The following is a 24737-nucleotide window of genomic DNA, read 5'->3' on the forward strand; positions in this document are numbered from 1 at the left end:
TTTAAATAAAAAAACCGGGCAACTTTCGCCACCCGGTCAATTTATATTGAATAATTATATCCTTTTTTTGCCATGGACTATGGTCCATCGACTATGGACTTCCCCCTAAAACACCTGCTCAAACTGGTTCACCGCGTCTTTGCTTTCCAGTATAGAATGGCCCATCAGGAATTCATCTACTTTGCGGGCAGCTTCGCGGCCTTCTGAGATGGCCCAAACTACAAGTGACTGCCCGCGGCGCATATCGCCGGCGGCAAATACTTTGCTAACGTTGGTGCGGTAAACGCCTTCTTTGGCTTTTACGTTTTTACGTTCGTCAAGGTCAACGCCCAGGTTTTCAATCATCCCGGTATGCTGCGGGAACAGGAAGCCCATTGCCAGGAAGATCCTCTGGCAGGGTATTTCGCGTTCGGAGCCTTCAACTTTTACAAATTTTATCGGCCTGTTCATCACATCCAGTTCCCAGCTGATATCGCAAACCCTGATGGCGCGTAAATTGCCCTCTTCATCACCCAAAAACTCTTCGGTATTAATTCCCCAAAAACGGTCGCAACCTTCTTCGTGGCTGCTGGTTGTTTTCAGCACCATAGGGTAGGTGGGCCATGGCATATGTGTGGTACGGCTTGCCGGTGGCTGGCTCATTACCTCAAACTGCTTGATAGAACGTGCGCCCTGGCGGTTGGATGTGCCTACGCAATCCGAACCGGTATCACCGCCGCCGATCACGATCACGTCTTTATTTGTCGCCAGGATGTCTTCCTGGTCGAATTTAATACCGCTTACACGTTTGTTTTGTTGTTTCAAAAAGTCCATCGCAAAATGGATGCCTTTTAGTTCCCTGCCGGGGATATTCAGGTTACGGGGAATGGTTGATCCGCCTGCCAGTACAACGGCGTCGTTGGTACGTACCAGTTCATCGGCGGCAATATCTTTACCAATTTCGGTATTACATTTAAATACAACGCCGTCCTTTTCCATCATTTCCACGCGGCGCTCCACAACCCATTTTTCCAATTTGAAATCAGGGATGCCGTAACGCAGCAAGCCACCCGGGCGGTCGTCGCGCTCGTAAACGGTAACCAAATGACCCGCTTTGCTTAATTGCGCAGCAGCAGCCAATCCTGCCGGGCCAGAACCCACCACAGCGATCTTTTTGCCTGTTTTGATAAGTGGCGCAACCGGTTTTACCAGTTTCTTTTCGAAAGCGATCTCGATGATGTGCTTTTCAATTTCCTCGATAGCTACCGCAGGTTTGTTGATCCCCAGCACGCATGCTGATTCGCACGGAGCGGGGCAAATCCTGCCGGTAAACTCAGGGAAGTTATTGGTTGACGATAAAATGTTATAAGCTTCTTCCCAGTTTTTACGGTAAACCGCATCGTTAAACTCAGGAATGATATTGCCCAGCGGGCAACCCGAATGACAAAAAGGGATACCGCAATTCATGCAACGTGCCGATTGCTGGTTTAATTTTTCGTCGGTATATAAATGAACAAACTCGTTGTAGTTCTTTACGCGTTCCGCAGCGGGTACCTTTTCAGGAAGTTCACGATTAAACTCCTGGAATCCTGTTGCTTTTCCCATTAGCCGATAGTTTGATATTGTAATTTCTCTAATACTTTTTTATACTCTCTTGGATACACTTTCACAAATTGCAGCGATGCTTCTTTCCAGTTGGCAAGCAGCTGTTTGGCCACTTCGCTTCCGGTTAAATGAATGTGTTTGTGCAGTAAGGCGATGATCTGCTCTTCGTCTTTCGGCGATAGCGGGTCAAGATCAACCATTTCCTGGTTGCAATTTTCAGCAAAGGTATTGTTCGGGTTATATACCCAGGCAATACCGCCGCTCATGCCTGCTGCAAAGTTGCGACCGGTTTCACCAAGGATCAGGGCCAAACCGCCGGTCATGTATTCGCAGCCGTGGTCGCCAATGCCTTCCACCACCGTGGTGGCGCCGGAATTACGTACCGCAAAACGTTCGCCCGCCATACCGCGGATAAATACCTCGCCGCTGGTAGCGCCGTAAAGCGCCACATTGCCGATGATGATATTGTCCTCTGGCGTAAAGGTTGCCTTTGCCGATGGATAAATTGCCAGTTGCGCGCCGGATAAACCTTTGCCCACATAGTCATTCGCTTCGCCTTCCAATTCAAAAGAGATCCCTTTTGTGGCAAACGCACCAAAGCTTTGCCCGGCTGAACCTTTGAATTTGTAGTTGATGGTATTATCAGGCAAACCAACAGAACCGTATATTTTAGAGATCTCGTTAGATAATAAAGTGCCGATGGTACGGTCAACGTTCTTTACGTCAAATTCCGCAAATACAGGTGTCTTGTCTTCCAGGGCCAGTTTAGCTGCTTCTAATAGCTGCCAGTCAAGGATGGCATCCATGCCATGGTCCTGTTTTTCGCTGTTGTAAAGCGTCATTTCCTTTGGATGATTTACCGGTTGCAAGATGCCAGAAAGATCGATCTTTTTAGCTTTCCAGTTGGTCAGCCCGTCTTTCACTTTCAGGAACTGAACGCGGCCCACCATTTCGTTAATGGTGCGGAAGCCTAATTCAGCCATAATTTCGCGCAGCTCTTCAGCCAAAAAGCGGAAAAGGTTAACGATGTGCTCCGGCTTACCCGAAAATAATTTTCGTAATTCAGGATCCTGTGTAGCCACACCTACAGGGCAGGTGTTCAGATGGCATTTGCGCATCATGATACAGCCGCCGGCAACCAAAGCAGCAGTAGCAACACCCCATTCTTCGGCGCCCATTAAGCAGGCAATCGCTAAATCGCGGCCTGTTTTTAGCTGACCATCCGTCTGCAATACCACGCGGCTGCGCAGTTTGTTGCGAACCAGGGTCTGGTGCGCTTCGGTCAAGCCAAGTTCCCATGGTAAGCCGGCATGTTTAATGGAGCTGATAGGGGAGGCGCCTGTACCGCCATCGTACCCTGCAATCAAAATTACATCAGCATGTGCTTTTGCAACACCTGCAGCGATGGTACCTACGCCGGCTTTTGATACCAGCTTCACGTTGATCCGGGCAGCACGATTTGCATTTTTAAGGTCGAAGATCAGTTGTGCCAGATCTTCGATTGAATAAATATCATGGTGCGGCGGCGGCGAGATCAAACCAACACCCGGTGTGGAGTGCCTTGTTTTTGCGATCCAGTCGTCAACCTTATGGCCGGGCAATTGCCCGCCTTCGCCGGGTTTCGCACCCTGCGCCATTTTTATCTGTAGTTCGTCTGCATTGGTCAGGTAGTTGGAGGTTACCCCAAAACGTGCCGATGCAACCTGCTTGATAGCCGAACGCATCGAGTCGCCATTTGGCAAACGCTCATACCTTATCTCATCTTCGCCGCCTTCGCCGGTATTGCTTTTGCCGCCGATGCGGTTCATGGCAATTGCCATGGTGCTGTGTGCCTCGTGAGAGATGGAGCCGAATGACATGGCGCCTGTTGCAAAGCGTTTCATGATGTTTTCAGCCGGTTCAACCTCCTCTAAGCTGATCGGTTCGCGGTGATGGGCAAAATCAAGCAATCCCCTGATGGTGAAATGCTTTTCGCTTTGCTCATTGATGGCTTTCGCGTAATTTTTATAAATCGAATAATCGTTGGTCCTTGTAGCGTGCTGTAACAGGTGAACAGTGGTCGGGTTAAACAAATGCGATTCGCCGCGACGTTTCCACTGATAGATACCACCTTCAGGCAATAAATGGGTACCTGATTTTGAACCGCCAAAACCTAAACGGTGTTTGCAAAGCGATTCGCGGGCAATTTCATCCAACCCTAAACCACCGATCCGGGTTACCGCGCCGGTAAAATATTTGTCAACAACCTGTTGGTTGATGCCCAATATTTCAAACACCTGCGAACCATGGTAGGATTGCAGCGTGGAGATCCCCATTTTGGAGAAGATCTTCAGCAAGCCATCATTTATTGATTTAACATAGTTCTTTTGCAGTGTTTTTAAATCGAGGTTGGTCTCCATGCTGCCATTGTTTTTCAATGTTTCAATGGTAGATAGCGCCAGGTATGGGTTAATGGCTGTTGCACCAAATGCCAGCAAACAGGCAAAGTGGTGAACTTCCCAGGTATCGCCTGTTTCCACAACGATACCCACAGCGCCCCTGCGGCCACTCCTGATCAGGTGGTGGTGCACAGCAGATACCGCCAGCAATGATGGGATAGGCGCATGTTCAGAATCAATAGCCCGGTCAGACAGGATCAATACCTCAAAGCCGTCATCAACTGAATCCTCCGCATAGCGGCAGAGCCTGGCAATCCCTCTTTCCATAGAGCCCGGCATGCCGTCGGCATTATAATAAGTTTGCAGCGTTTTAGCGTGGAACATTCCGGTATCAATACTCCTCAGCTTCTCGAGCTGGTGATTTTTTAATATCGGGTGCTTTAATACCACGCAATGGCAATGCATTTTATCTTCATCCAGCAAATTGCCGTTATTACCTATAAAGGTTGAAAGGCTCATTACCAAACGCTCGCGGATCGGGTCGATCGGCGGGTTGGTAACCTGTGCAAAAAACTGTTTAAAATAACTTGAAAGGTGCTGAGGTTTATCAGAAAGTATCGCCAAAGGCACATCAGTACCCATGGAACCGATAGGTTCTTTACCATCCAGCGCCATCGGTTTAATAATAGTATCGATGTCTTCGCGGCTGTACCCGAATACCTGCTGATAGCGGTAAACCGAATCTTCCGATAAACTGGCGAAAGCCAAACGTGGTTCGCCCAGTTCGCCCAGTTGTATTTTATAATTTTCCAGCCAGCGGCCATAAGGCTGCAGTGATGCTATCTGGTGTTTGATCTCGTCATCAGTAATAATTTTGCCTTTTTCGGTGTCTATCAGCAACATTTTGCCCGGTTGCAAACGACCTTTTTGAAGTACTAAGCTTTCATCCAGATTTAATACACCTGCTTCTGAGGCTGCTATAACGCGGCCATCATTTGTTACCACAAAGCGCAATGGGCGAAGTCCGTTACGGTCAAGCAAAGCACCAACCAATTTACCATCGGTAAAAGTAATGGCGGCAGGGCCGTCCCATGGCTCCATTAGAGCGGCGTGGAACTCGTAAAATGCTTTTTTAAGCGGATCCATCTGCTCGTTGCCATCCCATGCTTCGGGGATCAGCATCATCATTACATGCGGCAATGAACGGCCGCTATGCAGTAATATTTCGATGATATTATCCAAACAAGCAGAGTCAGACTGGTTATTGTCAATTACCGGCAATAACATTTCCATTTCATCCTGTGTAAAGTAGGAGGATGCGTAGGATTTTAAACCAGAGTAAAACCAGTTTAAGTTACCTGTAAGCGTATTGATCTCGCCGTTATGCGCGATCAAACGGAAAGGCTGAGCCAGTTTCCACGATGGGAAGGTATTGGTGGAGAAACGCGAATGGATCATGGCAAAGCCTGATGCGATCCGCGGATCGGTTAAATCAGTAAAATATTGGCGCAGCTGGTAAGTGGTAACCTGCCCTTTGTAAACAATTGTTTTACAGGATAGCGAGGTGAAATAAAAATGCTCGGCTGCAGCCGGAATGGTTTCAGTAATGGTTTTGTTGATGTAACGCCTTAATACATAAAGCTTACGCTCAAAATCCTCAGGATTGTTAATATGGTGTGGCCTTTGTATAAACAATTGTTCCACATCTGGTTCGGCCTTACGCGCTGTTTCGCCAATAACGGTTGAATTAACAATCAGCTTCCGGTAACCCAATTTATGTAAACCCAGTTTTTCAATGGCATTGCCGATCTGTATACGGCAGGCCTTTTTTAAAGCGGATTCTTTTGGGAAAAATATCATCCCCACTCCATACTCCCCCGGTTCAGGCAAGCTGATCTCCAGGTTCGAGCATTCTTCCATTAATAACTCATGAGGTAATTGAATTAAAATACCCGCGCCGTCGCCCGATTCCGGGTCACAGCCGCAAGCGCCGCGGTGTTCCATGTTTTCGAGCATGGTGAGCGCGTCATCAATTATCTGGTTAGATTTGTGTCCGTTTATGTTTGTAATAAACCCTGTTCCGCACGAGTCGTGTTCAAATTCTGGCCTGTACAGGCCCTGTCGGCTTTCGTCTTGTTGCATTTTAAATTATAACGTTTATAAAATGGTGCAACGACGAAGTTACTGATTGAAAATCTTAATTAAAAATATCCTAAAATTTTTGTATTTTTCTAAATAAGATCATATTTATTAAGTTTTAAATTATTAAATTGTTAATATATTATTACGAAAATTATAAAAATGTAAATAATTTATTTGAAAAGGTATGGTTTTAGGCAATCTTTAATTCTTTCAAATCGCTGCGCATAAATTAAAATTTGGTTATTATCTGCTTTGTAAGAATTTATTTTTGATTTTTTTTACAAAAAATGTTATCCTGACAGGTCTAACTTCTCCCGGAAATTAACGTAGTTTAAAATATGGAACCCCAAATTTTTATTGAAACACCCCGCCTTATCTTAAGGGAATGGTTAACTACTGATGTGCCGCCGTTTATTCTTTTAAACAATGATACAGAGGTGATGGAATTCTTTCCGTCCATCAAAACTGCTAATGAAACGATCGAACAGATTGGCCGGATCAGCAGCCATATCAAAAAGCATGGTTATGGCTTTTTTGCTGTAGAACGGAAAGATAACCGGCAATTTATTGGTTTCACAGGTCTTGCGCACCCTGGTTTCGACGCCGGATTTACACCTTGTATTGAGATCGGCTGGCGGTTGAGCCGCGAAAACTGGGGTTATGGTTTTGCAACAGAAGCAGCAAAGGCCTGCCTCAAGTTTGGTTTTAATAATTTAGAGGTTGATGAAATATATTCTTTTACTTCGGTACATAATATCCGATCGGAAGAGGTGATGAAAAGGATAGGCATGATAAAAAAAGGGTATTTTGAACACCCGCTGATTGAAAACGGACATTTTTTAAAGAAGCATGTGTTGTATAAGATTATTCGATAGCTTCGTATCGTGGAGGTAAATACTCCGGCATGAAAAATGAAAAAAGTAATCCTCGGTTTCGTATTATTTTTATGGTTTAACGCGGGCTATGGCCAGTCGTCTGTACACGATCTTCAATTTGATACCCTGGCAAAACGCTGGGACGAGGCCATACCATTAGGCAATGGGATGCTTGGTGCTTTGGTTTGGCAAAAAGACGATAAACTTCGCTTTTCATTAGACAGGGCCGACCTTTGGGATTTGCGCCCCATGAAAGACCTGCACCGCAAAGAGTTTAGCTACCAGTGGGTGATTGGGCAGGTCAATAAAAAGACTATACCCCAGTACAGCAATACCTTGACGCACCCTATGATAAAGAGCCTGCGCCATCACGCATCCCCGGCGGGGCGCTTGAGTTTGACGTTAGCGGCTGGGGTAAGGTGCAATCGGTCCATTTGTTTATTAACAAGGCCATTTGCGAGGTTAAATGGGCGAATGGGACAACTTTAAAAACTTTTGTACATGCAACGAAACCTGTTGGCTGGTTTCGGTTCGAAAACATAAAGGCGGGTTTTAAACCGCAATTAATAATGCCCAAATTTCAGGGTGTAGTTAAGATATCTGGTGATCCTGTGGGCGGCGATGACCTTTCAAGACTTGGATACGCCCAGGGCACAACTAAACAACGGGGTAACAGTATCACCTACGTGCAGCAAGGCTGGGGCGGTTTCAGGTACGAAATTAATGTGCGCTGGCGGCAAATAAACCAAAGCACGATTGAAGGGGTGTGGAGCATCTCGTCGCAATACCCGGATAAAAAAATAGCCCCAATGGCATCTGCAATAACGCAACGGGCCTTGCAGTCGCAATATTCTAATGCTTATGCGTCCCATGCTTTGTGGTGGCGTAATTTTTGGGATAGATCTGCCATTCACATACCCGACACTTTGCTGGAAAAGCAATGGTACATGGAGCAGTATAAATTTGGCTCCGCATCAAGGCAGGGAGCGCCGCCAATTTCGCTGCAGGCCGTTTGGACAGCCGATAACGGGCGCATCCCGCCCTGGAAAGGGGATTACCACCACGACCTGAATACGCAACTCAGTTACTGGCCCTGTTACAGCGCAAATCACCTGGAGGATGGGATGGCCTATCTTGATCATCTGGATGCAAACAAGGCTAATTATAAACGCTATACAAAAATGTATTTCGGAAAAGGTGGCTTAGCCGTCCCCGGCGTAACCACGCTGGATGGAACGGAAATGGGCGGATGGATTCAATATTCACTTTCGCCAACTGTATCTTCATGGCTGGCGCAGCATTACTACCTTCAATGGCGTTATAGTATGGATAGGAAATTCCTTAAAAACAGGGCTTATCCGTGGATTAAGGATGTAGCTGTTTTTCTGGAAAATATAACGATTAAAGATGAAAATGGCTTTCGTAAATTACCGATCAGCTCGAGTCCTGAAATAAATGACAATGATTTAAGCGCCTGGTTTTTTCAGGATACAAATTATGACCAGGCATTAATGAAATCGACATTTAAAATGGCGTCAGAGTTAGCCGCTGAGCTCGGTTTAAAGAATGAAGCTGCACATTGGAAAAAAATATCAGGTGAATTTGATGGTTTTGCGTTGACACCAAACGACGAATTGATGTTTTCGCCAACTTTGGCTTATAACCAATCGCACCGGCATTTCTCGCATATGATGGCTATTCACCCTCTTGGATTGATAAGGTGGGAGGATGGACCAAAATCACAACGCATCATCAAAAACAGCATCCATTTATTGGATAGTATTGGCCCGGATTACTGGTGTGGTTATTCATATGCATGGCTGGCAAATATGAAGGCAAGGGCAAAGGACGGAGAGGGCGCGGCAAAAGCCTTGCAGATCTTCGCAAAGGCGTTTTGCTCGGTCAATAGTTTTCATTTAAATGGCGATCAAACAAAATCAGGTTATTCAAAATTTCAATATCGCCCGTTTACGCTCGAAGGTAATTTTGCATTCGCAGCAGGTTTACAGGAAATGCTGATCCAAAGCTATGCCGGTTTTATTGCAATAATGCCAGCTTTACCGGCAACCTGGAATAATGTGTCTTTTGAAAACCTCCGGACGGACGGCGCTTTCCTGGTAAGTGCGAAGAAGGAAAATGGTATTACTTCATTCATCAAAATAAAAAGCGAAAAAGGCGGACATTGTGTCGTTCAAACAGATATTCCGGTTAATCAGGTTAAAATCCTTTGCAGGTCGCTGCCAAAAATAACCAGGGGTAAAGATGGAAAAACGTATATTGAGGTTGAAACAATTTCAGGCGAGGTTGTTAGTATTTCAAACAGCGCAGGTTAAATTGTAAATTGTATTGCCAACTAATTTTACATCCCCGTAAATCAAAAATACCTGCCATGTTGTATATTTGATCACCTCACTAGGAACCAACCATGTTAAAACCTTTATTATTTTCGGCGGTTATTGTTTTGCTTTTGATTGCAAACTGCCCGGTACTGCAGGCTCAGCAAACAAATGGCGTTGTAATTTTCCATATTTATTCGTCGCATACCTCATTTCCTGATTCAGGACGCAATAAAGGGCACCTTTACGATAGCGTGTTATATACATCAAAGGAGCATTACAATGATAGTACCGTATTGATCATCGCCCCGAAAAATCTGGATGCCAAAAAGAAAGTCGACCTGATCTTTTGGTTCCACGGCTGGCGCAACAATGTTGACCATGCCGCGGTAGAATACGAATTAACCAAGCAATTTATTGAAAGTAAAAGAAACGCCGTATTGGTGCTGGCCGAAACGGCCCGCGATTCTCCCGATAGCTATGGCGGCAAACTGGAAAAGCCGGGTGATTTTAAAGCATTGGTAAGCGATGTGTTGCAGGGACTAAAAGATAAACACCTGGTATCGGAAAATTGCACGTCGGGCCATATCCTGCTGGGTGGGCATAGTGGCGCGTACGAAGTAATGGCCATGATCATTAAAAACGGTGGTATGCCTATTGACGAAGCGATGCTGTTTGATTCCCTTTACGGCAAAACTGAAATTTTTATGGATTGGATAAAGGCCGATAAAGGGCATCGTTTTATCCATTTATATACCGATGTTGGTTATGGCCCCAAAGAAGAGAGTGAAAGGATGAATAAACTGCTGGATACTGCAAAGATCAGCTATTTTAAGGTTGAGGAAAAAGATTTAAAGCCTGGTATGTATGATAAATACCCGCTGATCTATATCCACAGCCTTAAACAGCACAATGATATTGTAAATCCCGATAATTTCCGGCTGATGCTGGAGCATACACCATTTTTGAAAACTTTGTAAAACCTCCAAGGGGGCTTGTCATTTCTACCGTAGGGAGAAATCTTAAACGCTTTACATCCGGACTTTGCAGGGTGGTAATGCCCGGTATATAAGATTTCTCGCTCGCGCTCGAAATGACAAATTGGAATTGATCGCTCAAAATTTCACCCTTGCTGCAATCCGTTGGATAAGCTTCAAATAGATTTTCAATACTAACTGTGTTATTAATAATTTAAGCTTCTCCGAATACGTAGTTTTACGTAAAAAATACCGTGTTTATACTATGGTTTGATTTCAGGCATTGCCCTAATTTAGCGGCACCTGGTTAATTAAACTTTTATAAAATGGCGGTACGAATAATATGCATCAAACGGGATCAGGGTAAATATAAAAATCCATATGTAGCAATTGATTACCTGGAGTGGATAAACGAAAGGATCAATGTAAAAGGCATTACGGACAGGACCGCTATACACGACTGGCTAAAAGAAGAAAAAGGGGAGGCCTATATCATCAATAAAAATGGCGAAAAAATTTACCTGATACCTGCTACCTGCCCTGAAGGGAATAAGTATGTAAAAACGGTGGTAGACGAGACTGTACCGGATGATCTGTTAGCGTTGCCGGATTGCGTGTAGAAGCCGGTTAATTGCCCCAATCTTTAAAAGGGTTTTTAGCGAGGTATGAATTGTAATAACGTTTATCGTCGCTCACTTCCCGGGTTATCCAATCAGGTTTTTCAAATGCCTCGTCTTCGTGCTTCAGTTCTATTTCAGCCATGATCAAACCCTGGTTATCGCCCCAAAATTCATCCACCTCCCATAATTTACCCATAAAGGTGATCCGGTACCTGATTTTTTCAACCTCAGATCCCGCAAAGCCATCAATTAATTGAAGTGCCTCTTCAACAGGTATTTCATATTCAAATTCCTTACGGGTAATCCCGGTAGTAGATCCTTTTATCGTGATAAAGCCCTTTTTGCCGGCCGCTCTTACCCTTATCGTTTTACTGGCCTCATCAACAAGGTAACCCTGCCGGTAGTGGGTGCCTTCGGGTTTGTCGACTTTCTTCCATTTATCATGATCAACCAAAAATTTACGTTCTATTTCAAGGCCCATATCTTCAGGCGTTCAATGGCTGTTCAACGGTAGTTGCCTTTTTCAAAAAGTCATCAGCCAGGTTGGTTATGCTTCGCTTTACATTCGAATTTACTTTTTTTATTTTCGCCACTATCGGTTTGTCGTTTAGCTCAGGGGTCGAAAATAGTTCCTCAGCCACCAGGTTATCGTGCCATTTTCCGATAGCCTCCTGTAATTTATCCAGGTAAGCGGTATTAAAAGGCACGGAGCCATTAAGGGCTTTTTCGGCCAGCTTATGGTTATAAACTAAAATTTTGATCAACTTTCGATTGGTGTGCATATCCTCTGTAAAGCCCGATACCGCAAGGTTGGTGGCAATATTGCTGAGCTGTTGCTTGTAGTAATCGGCTATCATGCTATCGTCAACCTTTTGCAGCTGCTTTTTGAGCCTTTTATGTGCAGTTTTTATGTTTTTAAAAAATTGAGGTCCATTTGAGCGAAATTCAATTGTGCCTTCATCAATTATTTTTTGCTGACCTTCTTCAAATTGTTTATTTTTCAGGTGGTAGCGTTCACTTAACTGCAGGTTGGTATATGCATCGCGGATCTTGCCCGCATGTTTAAATATTTTCCGAACCGGTTTAAAGCACTTCAGCAGCCCGCTTTCTTTGGAGGTATTGTCGAATAAAAAAGCATCGCCCTCAGCTTTTTTATCTGCACCCTGAATTTGTGCAGTTCTTCCTGGTTTCCTGTTTCTAAGAAAGCGTTTAAATGGATGTTCATTTCTTCCCATCCCTTGTCCAGGTATTTTGCTTCTTCCTTTTTTTCATAACCGAAATAACTCCTGTTCTTTTTATTGAAATCGGGCTATCAAATATAAATATAGGGTTTATTTTTCACCTGCGTAAAATTAACACTAAGTAAACATCTTATTAATTTGAAATTACTCAAATATGTTTTAGTTTTAATAAACTTAAATTAACAACCAATGGACTTTGTACACATTAACTGGCTGGCCGTCATCGTGGCCGCCTTATCAGCTTTTATAGTTGGCGGTATCTGGTATTCGCGGCCGCTTTTCGGGGCCGCCTGGATGGCCGACAGTAATTTGACTGAAGAACAGATCAAATCCGGTAACAAAGGGAAAATATTTGGGTTTACCTTTCTTTTTTCACTCATTATGGCTGCTAATCTTGCCCTTTTTCTTTCAGGCCCGCAAACGGATTTTCACAGAGGTTTGGCAATTGGTTTTCACACCGGTTTATTTGCTTTTAGTGCAATTGCCATCCACAGTCTGTTCGAACTAAAAAGCTGGCGGCACATATTTATCAATGGTTTATATAGTGTTATTTCCTTAACCTTAATGGGGGTAATAATTGGCTGCTGGCGTTAAATTAACGTGGCAATCAGCGCTTTTTTGTAAAGTTATTCCGGCGGTATATTATAAATACAGGCTAATGCCTGCGTTATAATATTCCCCTATATCTATTTTTGAATTATTATTAAACTAAACTACTTTGTATTTGTCATATGATTACATTTCAATCTACGCATATAATACCATGAAAAAAATATTTTACTTTGTGTTGCCGCTGTCAGCTATATTAGCAGGGTGCTCACCTATTGTCTATACAAGTACACAGCCTGTTGCTAACCAGCAGCCCCGGCAACCTCAGCCGCCTCAGCAGACTTATGCTGATCAGCCCCAAACCGACCAGGTTTTTACGATGAATTAAGCCCATACGGAAATTGGATTAATTACCCTGATTATGGCTACGTATGGCAGCCTAATACTGATGCCGATTTTAAACCTTATGCTACCAATGGTAATTGGGTTTACAGTGATTATGGCTGGACCTGGTCCTCAGACTATAGTTGGGGATGGGCGCCGTTTCATTACGGGAGATGGTTTTATGACAATAGTTATGGCTGGTTGTGGATGCCGGGTCATGATTGGGCGCCTGCCTGGGTAACATGGAGCCAATCCGGCGATTATTATGGATGGGCGCCTGTTCCGCCGCGCGTTGAGTTAAATAATAATTGGAGGCCACGTAATGAAGACTGGAATTTTGTTCAGGCTAATAATATTACCTACAACAATGTGAACCGGTATGTGGTTAAAAATAATGTTACTGTTATTAACAGGATTACCATTATTAATAATGTAACCAATAATAATGTAACCAACAATTACACTGTCAATAACAATAATACTGTAATTTATAACCGGGGGCCAAGGGTAAATGACGTGGAGAATGTTGGGCACAACAAAATCCAGCAGGTTAAAATAAATGAAGGCGCCCGGCCGGGGCAGTCATTTAAAAATAACCAGCTAATTATTTATCGCCCGCTAATTAAACAAAATGTGCAACAGGCAAATGATAAGCCTGCACCCCGGAAAGTAATGAATTATAACAATGACGGGCGGCAAAACCAAAGACCCGGTAATATGCAGGGGGGGATCAAAACAACAGACCCGGGCAGGGCAACCAACCCGGCCAGCAAGACCGAAAACAGGGAAATCAGCAGCTAAATGATCAGAATAATAATGGCCGCCCACGCGATCCACAGAATAAGCCTGATCAAAGGCCTGTAATTGCCCAGCCTGGAGTTCAGCAGAATAACCCTGATCAAAGGCCGGTAAATGTACAGCCTGGTGTTCAGCAGAACAAGCCTGATCAAAGGCCTGTAAATGCACAACCCGGTGTTCAGCAGAACAAGCCTGATCAAATGCCTGTAAACGCACAGCCCGGAGTTCAGCAGAACAAGCCTGATCAAAGGCCTGCGAATGCACAGCCTGGTGTTCAGCAGAACAAGCCCGATCAAAGGCCGGCAAATGTACAGCCTGGTGTTCAGCAGAATAAGCCCGATCAACGGCCGGTAAATGCACAGCCCGGTGTTCAGCAAAACAAGCCCGATCAAAGGCCTGTAAATGCTCAGCCGGGCGGGCAGCAGCAGAATCCTCAAAAACCGGTAATGCAACCAAACCCCAATAAACAGTTTATCAGCAGGCCGGTAATTGTTCCCCCGGCTACTAATAATCCTAATCCGCCAAAACAAAACCCAGGTAACGGGCAGGGTAATAAGCCGATCGCGCCGGGCAGACCCAATCCCAAAAAGGCGGATACATTAAAACATCAGCCCAAAAAAATTATCAGGGATACAACAAGACGTCAAAATTAAAATAGGTTGTTAAAAAGAAAGCGCTCCTGAATGAACAGGGGCGCTTTTCTGTTTTAATGAATTAAGCCCGGTGATGATCGGCTTTCCAATTTTTTATCGACTTTTTAATTTCATCAGCAGTAAGGTTTTCTCTCACCGCCCTATCTGCCAGCACCAAAAATTCATCATCGTTGGCAAAACGCAGGGCAACAATCTGGCCCATGGTTAGCTTGCTATCGATCGCTTTATGAGTTAATATGTAGTACCTGATGCTCTCTTCAGCCCTGATCGCCCTGTCCTGTACGGTAACGGCAAACCGCCTTGTGTACCAGAAGAGTAATATGCCGCATATAAATAAGGTGGTAATTAAAATCGATCCGATAACGGAATCATTTGCTTTAACCTGCAAATAAAGATTGATAATGGAGGTAATGGTGCCTATTACTAATAATGATGCTAATAAGAAATGAAAGCCCTTTACATAACGTGCGTGACTGGCATAATTTTGTACTGTCATAATGGTTTATTTTTTACGCCAAGATAAATATTAATTGATCAACAGGCTTTAAAAATGGATATTTTGTTGATACGGTGAAGAACAAATATTTAAATTTTGCGTTAATGTTTTTAATCAAAAATTAACTATTTATGAATAACACAACCATTTCAGTCGAAAAAACATTTGCTATTGGCGGTGAACTTACCGTTAACAGGATGGGTTACGGTGCCATGCGCATTACCGGAAAAGGAATTTGGGGCCCGCCGAAAGATGAAGATGAAGCCGTAAGAGTGTTAAAAAAGGCGGTAGAACTGGGCGTGAATTTTATTGATACTGCCGATAGTTACGGCCCTTTTATTTCAGAAGAATTGATTGCTGAAGCATTGTTTCCCTATCCTGATGACCTTGTAATTGCAACTAAAGGCGGATTGCTCCGGACCGGGCCTGATGAATGGCCGGTAAATGCGCATCCCGCTCATCTGCAAAAGGCACTCGACGGCAGCCTTAAACGTTTAAAGCTCGACCAGATACCCTTGTACCAGCTTCACCGTATTGACCCGATTGTGCCGGCAGAAGACAGCTTCGAGTTTTTGCAGAAGGCACAGGATGAGGGTAAGATCAGGCATATCGGTCTTTCGGAAGTAGACGTTGAAACCATAAAAAAAGCTCAGGATTTTTTTGAGGTAGTATCGGTTCAAAACATGTACAGTGTCGACAATCGTAAATGGGAGCAGGTATTGCAATATTGTAAAGCGCATAATATTGCATTTATCCCATGGTTTCCGCTTAATGCAGGTAATGTGTCAAGCCAGTCAGTTTTAAAACAAATTGCCGAAAAACATAGTGTAACGGTTCACCAGGTTGCCCTGAACTGGTTGCTTAACCATGCGGATAATATTCTGCTCATCCCCGGCACCTCGAAAGTTGACCACCTGGAAGAAAATTTGCAGTCGGTGTCCCTTGAGCTTTCAGGCGAAGATGTCACCCTTTTAAACAGTATTTCACCACAGTAATATAAAAATACTTTGCGGGAGTGATTTTATTTAAACCATTTCAATTAACGGGTGTCAAATTGCAAGTCCCCTATTAAACCATGTTAATTATGAAAAAAGTTCAATTAATTTTTACAGCCATGTTATTGCTGAGCGCAGTAGCTTGCAAAAAAAACAGCAGTACATCGCCTGCTATTAACGGCAATGTTTCCAACGCCGAAGCTGCCAGTATGGTTGCCGGTTCGGTTTCGCTTAACTCCAACGGTGTGGCAAGCCTTGCCGGCGATGCCACCATTGATGCCATTGCTATTGGCCGCCTGCCTGATGCCTGCGGTACTATTAAATCAGACAGCATATCAAGGCAAAGCAGCGCCGGATCTGCGGTTACCTATAATTATAAGTTGAAATATAGTTATACGGTAAATTGTAACAGCAACAGCCAACCCGACAGTCTTTCTAGCACGCTTACTTACAGCGGCTCATTTAACGGGCCAAAGCTATCTTCAAGCAACTCCGGAAGTTCAATTTTTACGGTAAATGGTTTATTACCAACAGCAGCAGATTTTGTGATCAACGGGGAATTTAAACGTGCTGGTTCATTCAGCTCAAAAGTTGATACCACTCATCATGGCAATAGCAATGTCGATATTGTGATCAACTCATTAACGATCCTGAAACATTCCCGAACTATAGTAAGCGGCAATGCGGCAATTTCTGTTACCGGCGATGTGCCCAATAAAGGGAGTTTTAGCTATACCGGGACGCTTGTGTTTAATGGCAATGGCACCGCGACTTTAACGCTTAACGGAACAGTATATATGATTAAACTGGATTCGGGCGATTGCGCAAGGGTATAAGTTATTAATTTAAAAATGACAGGAAGCCCCCGGAATTTAAAAACGGGGGCTTTTTGCTAAGCAAGTATCATACATCCGCTAGCTTAAACGGTTTTATTTCATATGTTTCCCATATTTTTTGAGTGATATAAGGCTCAGTTTGCTTCCATTTTTCCAGTTGTTCCTCTGTTTCAAACTGCATCACCATTACCGACCCGATCATTTTGCCATCATCATTTAATATAGCGCCCCCGAAAATAAAATTACTGGCCTTTTTAAGCTCCTTTGCACCTTCAAAATGATCAGGCCGTACTTTCATACGGCGGTCAAGGGCGCCGGCATCAGTATAATCATAAGCAGTTATCACATATTGTTTCATCATTAAATGATTTTATTGTCATCAAATCAAATACAAATTTCATTAATTATTTAAAAATGATGTTATTTTGGGAAAGATATTTAGGTTTGGCGCCAGGAAAAATAAAAAATAAAATAAATGTGTAATTTACATTTATTTCTCTAATATTTGCCTTGCCAATCAATATAAACAACAATGAAGAGCCACTTGTACAAGGAATTTAATAAACTATTTAACAAAGAAGCCGAAAATGCCTATTTCTCTCCGGGCCGGGTAAATCTTATAGGCGAGCATATCGACTATAACGGTGGCTTGGTAATGCCTTGTGCAATTACTTTTGGGACTTATTTGCTGGTATCACCAAATAATGAGGGTGTTCTTCGTTTCAGAAGTTTAAATTTTGAAGATAAGCCCGATATCGCTTTACAAAATAATTACACTAAAACAGGCGAGAAATGGTTCAATTACCCCCTGGGTATTTTTGAATATTTTTTAAAAGACGGGCATGATTTACAAGGATTGGATATGCTTTTTTATGGCGATATACCCATCAGCTCGGGCCTGTCCTCCTCGGCCTCGATTGAAGTGGTTACCGCATTCGCTTTAAATGACTTGTTCGACGCAGGGTATTCCAAACTGGACCTGGTGAAACTGGCCAAATCAGTTGAAAATAATTTTATAGGGGTAAACTGCGGTATTATGGATCAGTTTGCTGTTGCCTTCGGCGAAAAGAACAAGGCGCTGATGCTGAACTGTGATACCCTTGATTACCAGGCGGTAGATAGCAACCTTGGCGATCATATCCTGGCCATTATCAACACCAACAAACCCCGCAAGCTGGCCGAGTCAAAATATAACGAACGCGTACAGGAATGCCAGGCGGCTTTAACTGCCCTGAAACAGGAACTCGATATTAATAACCTGTGTGATATTGATACAGCTACTTTTAACCAGCATAGTTATTTAATTACCGACGGCGTTATATTAAAACGGGCGCAGCACGTGATTGAAGAAAACGATCGCGTAAAGCTGGCCGCCGTGGCGTTAAGCAATAATAACCTGGCAGAATTTGGCCGGTTGATGTACGCTTCACACGATTCGCTGCGCGATTTGTATGAAGTTAGCGGGCAGGAGCTTGATGCCATTGTTGCATACAGTAAAAACGATGTTAATGTTGCCGGCGCCCGGATGACGGGAGCTGGTTTTGGTGGTTGCGCTATTGCATTGGTAAAAGAAAGCGCCTTTGACGATTTCAGTACAAACGTTATTGAATATTACACCAGCAAAATAGGATATGCGCCCTCTGTTTATCGCTCGCTTATTGGCGATGGGGTAGGAGAACTGGAACCATCAGTTATCAGGGGTTAATATCAGTAATATCGAAGAAAGTATATTGAATAACGAATTTCAAAGTTTATTCAGATATTGCAATTGATTTTTTGTTTCGGACTTTCGAACTAAAAAACTAATCTCTAATCTCCAGCCTCTGATCTCTAACGCATGCGTAAACTAAAACTCGACGAACTTAACCGCGCCACTATAGCTGAATTTAAAGCCGGAGAAAAACTTCCGGTGGTGGTAGTGCTGGATAATGTGCGCAGTATGCATAACATCGGCTCGATCTTCCGCACAGCCGATGGCTTTGCTGTCGAAAAAATGTGTTTATGTGGTATAACCGCCAGGCCGCCTCACCGCGAAATAGAAAAAACGGCGCTCGGTGCCACACAATCTATCATTTGGGAATATTTTGACAGCCCGGTGCAGGCCGTTGATCAATTGCGTGCAGAAGGTTACACGATAGTTGCTGTTGAACAGGCGGAGAAAAGCACCATGCTGCAGGATTTTGAAGTTGTAAAGGGAGAAAAATACGCCCTGGTATTCGGTAATGAAGTAAATGGGGTAAGCGACGAAGTAATGGCAAAAATTGATGCCTGTATCGAGATCCCCCAGTTTGGCACCAAACACTCTTTTAACATTGTCGTATCCGCCGGGATCGTTTTGTGGGATTTGTTTTCGAAGATGGTGTAAAAGTCGATGGACCATGGACCATAGTCCATAGCTATTTTACGCAAACAGCTATGGACCATCGACCATGGTCCATGGACTAAAAAGAACTACAAATGTATCACCTCGCCATATGCGTCCGCAGCAGCTTCCATAACCGCTTCGCTCATGGTTGGGTGCGGATGGATCGATTTAATGATCTCGTGCCCGGTTGCTTCCAGTTTGCGCGCTGTAACTACCTCAGCGATCAATTCGGTAACGTTATGCCCCACCATGTGAGCGCCTAAAAATTCGCCGTATTTAGCGTCAAATATCAGTTTTACAAAACCGTCTTTAGCGCCTGCCGCACTCGCCTTGCCCGAAGCAGAGTAAGGGAACTTTCCAACTTTTATTTCGTAGCCGGCTTCTTTTGCTGCTTTTTCGGTATAACCAACCGAAGCAATCTCCGGTGAGCAATAAGTACAGCCCGGGATGTTGTTATAGTTGATCGGTTCAGGGTTCAGTCCTGCTATTTTCTCAACACAGGTAATGCCTTCTGCCGATGCTACGTGCGCAAGGGCCTGTCCTTTAACAATATCGCCGATGGCGTAAACGCCTTCAATATTGGTGCGGTAATAATCGTCAACCAATACTTTTCCTTTATCAGTTTTTACGCCGGCCTCTTCAAGACCAATACCTTCCAGGTTGGTTGAAATACCTACCGCTGACAATACGATCTCTGCTTCCAGTACTTCGGTACCGGTTGCACTTTTAACCTGTACTTTGCAAAGGTCGCCGCTGCTGTCAACCGATTCAACATTCGAGCTGGTCATGATGTTGATGCCTTGTTTTTTAAGGATCCGGGCCATTTGTTTGGACACCTCTTCATCCTCTAAAGGCACAATATTATCTAAATACTCAACAACTGTTACTTTGGTTCCGATGCTGTTGTAAAAATAAGCAAACTCAATACCTATGGCGCCCGATCCAACCACAACCATTGATGCAGGTTTTGCCGGAAGAACCATTGCCTGGCGGTAACCAATTACTTTTTTCCCATCCTGTTTAAGGTTTGGCAATTCGCGTGATCGCCCACCTGTAGCCAGGATAATGTGTTTTGCGGTATATTCCTTTTTTTCGCCATTTGCTGCTGTAACTTCAATAGCACCTTTGCCTTTCAGTTTCCCAAAGCCCATGATGACATCGATCTTGTTTTTGCGCATTAAAAACTGAACGCCTTTGCTCATGCCTTCGGCTACGTTACGGCTCCTTTTGATCACCGATTCAAAATCAATTTCGCTGCTGCCAACTTTTATACCGTAATCAGCAGCGTGATTGATATATTCAAAAACCTCGGCGCTTTTTAACAATGCTTTAGTTGGAATACAGCCCCAGTTAAGGCAAATCCCACCGAGTGATTCTTTTTCAACTATAGCGGTTTTTAAGCCCAACTGCGAAGCGCGGATAGCAGCTACATAACCGCCCGGACCGGAACCTATAACAATTAAATCGTAGTTCATATTTATGGTGATATTATTTTTATTTACTGATATGCTGAATTTTAATGCGATAACGCTTAAATGCTTTCTAATAGTTAAGCCCGGTTATCAATATTTAACAGGGTACTTTAACGTTGATCAAAAATTTTTGTTCACCAGTTACGATAAATTAAGATTTGAACACGGCCCCAAAGCTAAGTAAAAGGTACCAAATCAGAAAATTAACAAGTTGCCGGCGATGATACTTATTGTGTCTGTTATTTTCTCAGGAAGATATAAAATTAATCAGGGATAAATTTACGAATTTCAAATAAATTATTAACATTAGTTCGTAATAGCAGTGTAATTATTGCTAAGTGTTGAAAAAATGATAATAATTATTAACAATAACTTAACACGGGTAATAAGAGGCTTCCATATCTTTGTGCCAAATTTACATATGTATTAAACGTTTTACTTAAAAAGCATTCTATGAGGAAGTATTTACTTTTATTATTAATCACCACCCTAACGTTTTTTGTAAATAAGAACGTTTCGGCGCAGGGTGTAACGACGGCCAGCATTAACGGCATCGTTACCGACAGCAAAGGCCCGATACCCGGCGCAACAGTGTCGTTAACGCACCTGCCGACAGGGACCGTGTATTCGACCATTACACGTGCCGATGGTCGTTACAATTTACCCAACTTAAGAGTTGGAGGGCCTTACACCTTTAAAGTAACCTTTATTGGCTATAAGGATTTTATCCAGGAGGATATCACGCTGAACATTGGCCAGGACCAAAGGACGGATGCCAAACTGGAGGATAATACCACCGCTCTTAAAGAGGTTGTGATTACAGGCGCCGGCGGTAAAGTGATCAACTCATCTCGCACCGGTGCGCGTGAAACCATTAACCGCCAGCAGATTGATGCATTGCCAACCATCAACCGTTCGTTAAGCGATTTTACAAAGCTTACCCCATCAGCCAATGGTTTAAGCTTTGGCGGCCGCAGCAGTCTGTACAATAACTTAACCGTTGACGGTGCATTGTTTAATAACTCTTTCGGCCTTTCAGGTACATTGGGCGGGCAAACCAACTCGCAGCCAATATCACTGGATGCCATTGACCAGATCCAGGTAGATATAGCGCCCTATGACGTTCGCCAGGGTAATTTTACAGGTGCAGGTATCAACACAGTAGTGAAATCAGGTACTAATACCTTAAAAGGTACCATTTATGATTTTAAACGCAGTACCTGGTTAACAGGCTACAGCGCCGGCCCTACAACCGTACCTATTACACCATTTGATTACAGGCAAACAGGTTTCAGCCTGGGTGGCCCTATCGTTAAAAATAAATTATTCTTCTTTGTGTCAGGCGAGCAGGAACGCATCAGTCAGCCGGCAACTACTTATATAGCGTCTGCTCCCGGTGTAAGTGGTGCCAACGTTTCGCAGGCGGATGCAGCCACGCTTAATTCAATTGCCGCCTTCCTGAAAAACCCACCTTATAATTATAATGCAGGCCCGTACCAGGGTTATAATTATGAAACCCACAGCGATAAAGCAACGGTAAAAATTGACTGGAATATCGACAAAAACAACACTTTGAGCGCTAAATACTTTTACCTGAAATCATACGGAGATCACCCTGCAAGTAACTCGGGTATAGTTAATAGTGGCGTTGGCTATGGTTCAACCCGTGCGCCAGGGCTTACAACTTTACCATTTTACGGTTCAGGTTACCGTATTAATAACAACTTTAACATCGGCATCATCGAATTAGATACCCGTATCAGCAGTACCATGTCAAACAGGCTAACCGCAGGCTATTCAGCTTTACGTGACTATCGGGCATTCCTTGGCGGCGGTAGCCTGCCAATGGTTGATATCGGTAACGGAACTTCTGATCCTACTACCGGGGCTGTGATAACCGCGGCAAGCGCGACCATGACTTCTTTCGGGTCGGAATTGTACACGGCTAATAACCTTTTGTATACCAATATTGCCCAGTTTTCTGATGATTTCAGCATCTTTTCCGGCAAACACGAGTTTACATTCGGTACAAATGACCAGATTCAAAGCTATAAAAATGGTTTCGCACCTGATTATAACGGTTTATACACCTATAACTCAGCATCTGATTTCCTGAATGGTTTACCCGCTGCGGCTTACACTGTTCGTTATTCGGCTTTGCCGGACGGATCTTTCCCTTATGCAAAAATAAAAGCATCAATATTCAGCCTGTATGCACAGGATAAATACCATGCAACAGATAATTTAACCTTAACCTATGGCGTCAGGGCTGATTATGATGTTTTCCCTACAACACTTGCCCAAAATTCTGTAGCAAGTTCTTTAACTTTCCAACAGGGTATCCATGTTGATCCTTCAAAATTACCGAAGAACAGGGTGCAGATTTCTCCGCGTTTTGGTTTTAACTGGGACGTAAGCGGTGATAAACAAACCCAGGTACGCGGTGGTACAGGATTATTTGCCGGTACCGTTCCTTTTGTTTGGATCTCAAACCAGGCTTCAAACAATGGCTTGTTGTTTGGGTCGACAACAATAGTAAAAGGAGCTGCAACAAATACCGCCGCCCAGAATGCCGAGTTAATATTTAACCCCAATGTTAGCGCTAATCACCCGGTTGGTGCAGCGGCGAATAGTTCTTATGAACTGGACGTAGCCAATCCAAACCTGAAATATCCAAAGATCTGGAGAACAAACCTGGCGGTTGACCAGCGTTTGCCAGGGGGCGTTATCGCAACTCTTGAGGGCGCTTACACAAAAGATATCAACGCTATTTATCATGAAAACCTGGTGCTTTCTGACGGATACACAACTTTGGCCGGCCCTGAAGGACAGATCAGATACACTTCAAAAAATATAACTCCTGAAAATGGCTCCACAGCAACTGCTACAAATCCTGCTATAACAGGGCTTTATTATATGACCAACACAAACAAGGGCTATTCCTATTTTGTAACTGGTCAGTTACAGAAAAGTTTCACAAACGGGTTTTACTTTAACGTGGCTTATACACACAGCGGAGCGCAGGATGTGAACGATGGTGGTTCAACAGCAAGTACAATCTGGAGTTCGCGCCAGGTTGCAGGTAATCCAAATGGTGATAACCTGTCAAATAGTTCTTATGTGCAGCCAAACCGGATCATAGCGTCTGCATCTTATAAAAAGAATACTTCAAAAATACAACCACAACTATCGGTATGATTTATGAAATGGCCAATAACGGTGCTATCTCTTACATCACCAGCGGCGACCCGAACGGCGATGGTGCAACCAATGACCTGATGTGGATACCAAGAACACAGACCGATATTGAACTGGTGCCTGATTTTGCAACTGATACCCGTACACCTGCTCAAATATGGGCCCAATTAAATAATTTTATCAACCAGGATGCGTATTTGAATTCTCACAGGGGACAATACGCTAAACGTAACGGCGTAATATTGCCTTATTTCCACAGGCTCGACCTGCACCTGGCGCAAGACTTTTACGTAAAATCGGGCAATGTAAAAAACACCATAGAGATTTCAGTTGATATCATCAACTTTGCTAACCTGATCAACAGAAGCTGGGGATTATACCAGGATTCTTACAATGGATTTAACAGCGGCAGTACAACGGTGTTGAAATACCAGGGTATTGACTCTTCCACAGGCCAGGCGAAATACTCTTTCCCTTACCTTGATAAAAATAACCTGATACCGGTTACAAAATCATTTATTTATGATACCAGCCAATTGTCACGCTACCAGGCGCAGGTTGGTATAAGGTATATATTTAACTAATAATAAGCTTTTTAATAAAAAAACCTGGCACAATAGCCGGGTTTTTTTGTTTGATCGGAAATAATAATTTGTATATTTAGTTCCGGAGAAAGGTTTCTTCCTTTTTGCACAATTGACCATGGAAATTACCTGCACATTTTAATAATAAATTTTGTTTAAACCCGCATATGCTGTTATATATTAAATGAGTAATTATTAACGCAGTATATTTTATTACAAAAGGTTAATGGTTTGGCTACATGAAAAAAAAATAT

The 24737-nt window shown here is 43.5% G+C and carries 22 protein-coding genes; 15 read left to right on the forward strand and 7 right to left on the reverse strand.

Features of this window, described 5'->3' with window-relative positions:
• Positions 1-105 precede the first annotated feature (105 nt).
• Both MgSA37_RS08930 and gltB read right to left on the reverse strand, forming a co-directional pair.
• Positions 106-1584, reverse strand: coding sequence for a glutamate synthase subunit beta (locus tag MgSA37_RS08930; protein WP_096351331.1), 1479 nt, complete (start codon positions 1582-1584; stop codon positions 106-108).
• Positions 1584-6104: a glutamate synthase large subunit gene (gltB, locus tag MgSA37_RS08935; protein ID WP_096351333.1), complete on the reverse strand. Its 4521-nt coding sequence runs from the start codon at positions 6102-6104 to the stop codon at positions 1584-1586. Before gltB ends, MgSA37_RS08930 begins: the two co-directional genes overlap by 1 nt.
• Before the next feature lie 338 nt (positions 6105-6442).
• On the opposite strand from gltB, the gene MgSA37_RS08940 reads away from it, so the two are divergent.
• The 5 genes from MgSA37_RS08940 (at position 6443) to MgSA37_RS08955 (ending at position 10912) form a co-directional block, all read left to right on the forward strand.
• Complete coding sequence (locus MgSA37_RS08940) at positions 6443-6979, forward strand: GNAT family N-acetyltransferase (protein ID WP_096351334.1); 537 nt, start codon at positions 6443-6445, stop codon at positions 6977-6979.
• A 36-nt stretch (positions 6980-7015) separates the two neighbouring features.
• Entirely contained in the window at positions 7016-7468 is a 453-nt protein-coding gene (locus MgSA37_RS28760) for a glycoside hydrolase N-terminal domain-containing protein (protein ID WP_197706105.1), read from the forward strand.
• 80 nt (positions 7469-7548) lie between these two features.
• Positions 7549-9312 (forward strand): glycosyl hydrolase family 95 catalytic domain-containing protein, encoded by a 1764-nt coding sequence (locus tag MgSA37_RS08945; RefSeq protein ID WP_197706106.1) that lies wholly within the window; start codon positions 7549-7551, stop codon positions 9310-9312.
• A 92-nt stretch (positions 9313-9404) separates the two neighbouring features.
• On the forward strand, positions 9405-10295 hold the full coding sequence (locus tag MgSA37_RS08950; RefSeq protein WP_096351336.1) for a hypothetical protein: 891 nt from the start codon (positions 9405-9407) through the stop codon (positions 10293-10295).
• A 323-nt stretch (positions 10296-10618) separates the two neighbouring features.
• Complete coding sequence (locus MgSA37_RS08955; RefSeq protein WP_096351337.1) at positions 10619-10912, forward strand: DUF3892 domain-containing protein; 294 nt, start codon at positions 10619-10621, stop codon at positions 10910-10912.
• 7 nt (positions 10913-10919) lie between these two features.
• Here MgSA37_RS08955 and MgSA37_RS08960 read toward each other — a convergent pair whose 3' ends face one another.
• Complete coding sequence (locus MgSA37_RS08960) at positions 10920-11393, reverse strand: CYTH domain-containing protein (RefSeq protein ID WP_096351339.1); 474 nt, start codon at positions 11391-11393, stop codon at positions 10920-10922.
• A 4-nt stretch (positions 11394-11397) separates the two neighbouring features.
• On the reverse strand, positions 11398-12147 hold the full coding sequence (locus tag MgSA37_RS08965; protein ID WP_096351341.1) for a CHAD domain-containing protein: 750 nt from the start codon (positions 12145-12147) through the stop codon (positions 11398-11400).
• Positions 12148-12342: 195 nt separating this feature from the next.
• Here MgSA37_RS08965 and MgSA37_RS08970 point away from each other — a divergent pair, with 195 nt between their 5' ends.
• From MgSA37_RS08970 to MgSA37_RS08985, 4 genes are all read left to right on the forward strand, one after another.
• The gene (locus tag MgSA37_RS08970) at positions 12343-12747 is read left to right on the forward strand and encodes a DUF1761 domain-containing protein (protein ID WP_096351342.1); all 405 of its coding nucleotides are present in this window, start codon (positions 12343-12345) and stop codon (positions 12745-12747) included.
• A 169-nt stretch (positions 12748-12916) separates the two neighbouring features.
• Positions 12917-13090: a hypothetical protein gene (locus MgSA37_RS28175; protein WP_157750504.1), complete on the forward strand. Its 174-nt coding sequence runs from the start codon at positions 12917-12919 to the stop codon at positions 13088-13090.
• A 17-nt stretch (positions 13091-13107) separates the two neighbouring features.
• Positions 13108-13887 (forward strand): DUF6600 domain-containing protein, encoded by a 780-nt coding sequence (locus MgSA37_RS08975; protein ID WP_317046642.1) that lies wholly within the window; start codon positions 13108-13110, stop codon positions 13885-13887.
• A 197-nt stretch (positions 13888-14084) separates the two neighbouring features.
• The gene (locus tag MgSA37_RS08985; RefSeq protein WP_096351348.1) at positions 14085-14537 is read left to right on the forward strand and encodes a hypothetical protein; all 453 of its coding nucleotides are present in this window, start codon (positions 14085-14087) and stop codon (positions 14535-14537) included.
• A 61-nt stretch (positions 14538-14598) separates the two neighbouring features.
• On the opposite strand, the gene MgSA37_RS08990 is transcribed toward MgSA37_RS08985, so the two are convergent.
• Positions 14599-15033, reverse strand: coding sequence for a DUF6526 family protein (locus tag MgSA37_RS08990; protein WP_096351350.1), 435 nt, complete (start codon positions 15031-15033; stop codon positions 14599-14601).
• A 131-nt stretch (positions 15034-15164) separates the two neighbouring features.
• On the opposite strand from MgSA37_RS08990, the gene MgSA37_RS08995 reads away from it, so the two are divergent.
• Both MgSA37_RS08995 and MgSA37_RS09000 read left to right on the forward strand, forming a co-directional pair.
• Positions 15165-16028, forward strand: coding sequence for an aldo/keto reductase (locus MgSA37_RS08995; protein ID WP_096351351.1), 864 nt, complete (start codon positions 15165-15167; stop codon positions 16026-16028).
• 89 nt (positions 16029-16117) lie between these two features.
• Positions 16118-16864, forward strand: coding sequence for a hypothetical protein (locus tag MgSA37_RS09000; RefSeq protein WP_157750505.1), 747 nt, complete (start codon positions 16118-16120; stop codon positions 16862-16864).
• 67 nt (positions 16865-16931) lie between these two features.
• Here MgSA37_RS09000 and MgSA37_RS09005 read toward each other — a convergent pair whose 3' ends face one another.
• Entirely contained in the window at positions 16932-17225 is a 294-nt protein-coding gene (locus MgSA37_RS09005; protein ID WP_232010818.1) for a YciI family protein, read from the reverse strand.
• A gap of 171 nt (positions 17226-17396) precedes the next feature.
• On the opposite strand from MgSA37_RS09005, the gene MgSA37_RS09010 reads away from it, so the two are divergent.
• Together MgSA37_RS09010 and MgSA37_RS09015 are read left to right on the forward strand one after the other, a co-directional pair.
• Positions 17397-18569 carry a galactokinase gene (locus MgSA37_RS09010; RefSeq protein ID WP_096351356.1) on the forward strand — a complete coding sequence of 391 codons (1173 nt, stop codon included), beginning with the start codon at positions 17397-17399 and terminating at the stop codon, positions 18567-18569.
• Between the two features lie 132 nt (positions 18570-18701).
• Positions 18702-19229, forward strand: coding sequence for an RNA methyltransferase (locus MgSA37_RS09015; protein WP_096351358.1), 528 nt, complete (start codon positions 18702-18704; stop codon positions 19227-19229).
• An 86-nt stretch (positions 19230-19315) separates the two neighbouring features.
• On the opposite strand, the gene lpdA is transcribed toward MgSA37_RS09015, so the two are convergent.
• Entirely contained in the window at positions 19316-20704 is a 1389-nt protein-coding gene (gene lpdA / locus MgSA37_RS09020) for a dihydrolipoyl dehydrogenase (protein WP_096351359.1), read from the reverse strand.
• A 450-nt stretch (positions 20705-21154) separates the two neighbouring features.
• Here lpdA and MgSA37_RS09025 point away from each other — a divergent pair, with 450 nt between their 5' ends.
• A complete protein-coding gene (locus MgSA37_RS09025; protein WP_197706107.1) occupies positions 21155-23899 on the forward strand; it encodes a TonB-dependent receptor in 2745 nt (914 codons plus the stop codon).
• Positions 23896-24483 (forward strand): SRPBCC family protein, encoded by a 588-nt coding sequence (locus MgSA37_RS28765; RefSeq protein ID WP_197706108.1) that lies wholly within the window; start codon positions 23896-23898, stop codon positions 24481-24483. Before MgSA37_RS09025 ends, MgSA37_RS28765 begins: the two co-directional genes overlap by 4 nt.
• Positions 24484-24737: the final 254 nt, after the last annotated feature.

This window comes from Mucilaginibacter gotjawali (genome assembly GCF_002355435.1).
GTDB lineage: Bacteria > Bacteroidota > Bacteroidia > Sphingobacteriales > Sphingobacteriaceae > Mucilaginibacter > Mucilaginibacter gotjawali.

What these genes read in the sequence shown, in the direction of transcription:
- MgSA37_RS08930 (WP_096351331.1), bottom strand. Translation starts at nt 1,584, where the DNA reads ATGGGAAAAGCAACAGGATTCCAGGAGTTTAATCGTGAACTTCCTGAA.
- gltB (WP_096351333.1), bottom strand. Translation starts at nt 6,104, where the DNA reads ATGCAACAAGACGAAAGCCGACAGGGCCTGTACAGGCCAGAATTTGAA.
- MgSA37_RS08940 (WP_096351334.1), top strand. Translation starts at nt 6,443, where the DNA reads ATGGAACCCCAAATTTTTATTGAAACACCCCGCCTTATCTTAAGGGAA.
- MgSA37_RS28760 (WP_197706105.1), top strand. Translation starts at nt 7,016, where the DNA reads ATGAAAAAAGTAATCCTCGGTTTCGTATTATTTTTATGGTTTAACGCG.
- MgSA37_RS08945 (WP_197706106.1), top strand. Translation starts at nt 7,549, where the DNA reads ATGCCCAAATTTCAGGGTGTAGTTAAGATATCTGGTGATCCTGTGGGC.
- MgSA37_RS08950 (WP_096351336.1), top strand. Translation starts at nt 9,405, where the DNA reads ATGTTAAAACCTTTATTATTTTCGGCGGTTATTGTTTTGCTTTTGATT.
- MgSA37_RS08955 (WP_096351337.1), top strand. Translation starts at nt 10,619, where the DNA reads ATGGCGGTACGAATAATATGCATCAAACGGGATCAGGGTAAATATAAA.
- MgSA37_RS08960 (WP_096351339.1), bottom strand. Translation starts at nt 11,393, where the DNA reads ATGGGCCTTGAAATAGAACGTAAATTTTTGGTTGATCATGATAAATGG.
- MgSA37_RS08965 (WP_096351341.1), bottom strand. Translation starts at nt 12,147, where the DNA reads ATGGGAAGAAATGAACATCCATTTAAACGCTTTCTTAGAAACAGGAAA.
- MgSA37_RS08970 (WP_096351342.1), top strand. Translation starts at nt 12,343, where the DNA reads ATGGACTTTGTACACATTAACTGGCTGGCCGTCATCGTGGCCGCCTTA.
- MgSA37_RS28175 (WP_157750504.1), top strand. Translation starts at nt 12,917, where the DNA reads ATGAAAAAAATATTTTACTTTGTGTTGCCGCTGTCAGCTATATTAGCA.
- MgSA37_RS08985 (WP_096351348.1), top strand. Translation starts at nt 14,085, where the DNA reads ATGCCTGTAAACGCACAGCCCGGAGTTCAGCAGAACAAGCCTGATCAA.
- MgSA37_RS08990 (WP_096351350.1), bottom strand. Translation starts at nt 15,033, where the DNA reads ATGACAGTACAAAATTATGCCAGTCACGCACGTTATGTAAAGGGCTTT.
- MgSA37_RS08995 (WP_096351351.1), top strand. Translation starts at nt 15,165, where the DNA reads ATGAATAACACAACCATTTCAGTCGAAAAAACATTTGCTATTGGCGGT.
- MgSA37_RS09000 (WP_157750505.1), top strand. Translation starts at nt 16,118, where the DNA reads ATGAAAAAAGTTCAATTAATTTTTACAGCCATGTTATTGCTGAGCGCA.
- MgSA37_RS09005 (WP_232010818.1), bottom strand. Translation starts at nt 17,225, where the DNA reads ATGATGAAACAATATGTGATAACTGCTTATGATTATACTGATGCCGGC.
- MgSA37_RS09010 (WP_096351356.1), top strand. Translation starts at nt 17,397, where the DNA reads ATGAAGAGCCACTTGTACAAGGAATTTAATAAACTATTTAACAAAGAA.
- MgSA37_RS09015 (WP_096351358.1), top strand. Translation starts at nt 18,702, where the DNA reads ATGCGTAAACTAAAACTCGACGAACTTAACCGCGCCACTATAGCTGAA.
- lpdA (WP_096351359.1), bottom strand. Translation starts at nt 20,704, where the DNA reads ATGAACTACGATTTAATTGTTATAGGTTCCGGTCCGGGCGGTTATGTA.
- MgSA37_RS09025 (WP_197706107.1), top strand. Translation starts at nt 21,155, where the DNA reads ATGAGGAAGTATTTACTTTTATTATTAATCACCACCCTAACGTTTTTT.
- MgSA37_RS28765 (WP_197706108.1), top strand. Translation starts at nt 23,896, where the DNA reads ATGATTTATGAAATGGCCAATAACGGTGCTATCTCTTACATCACCAGC.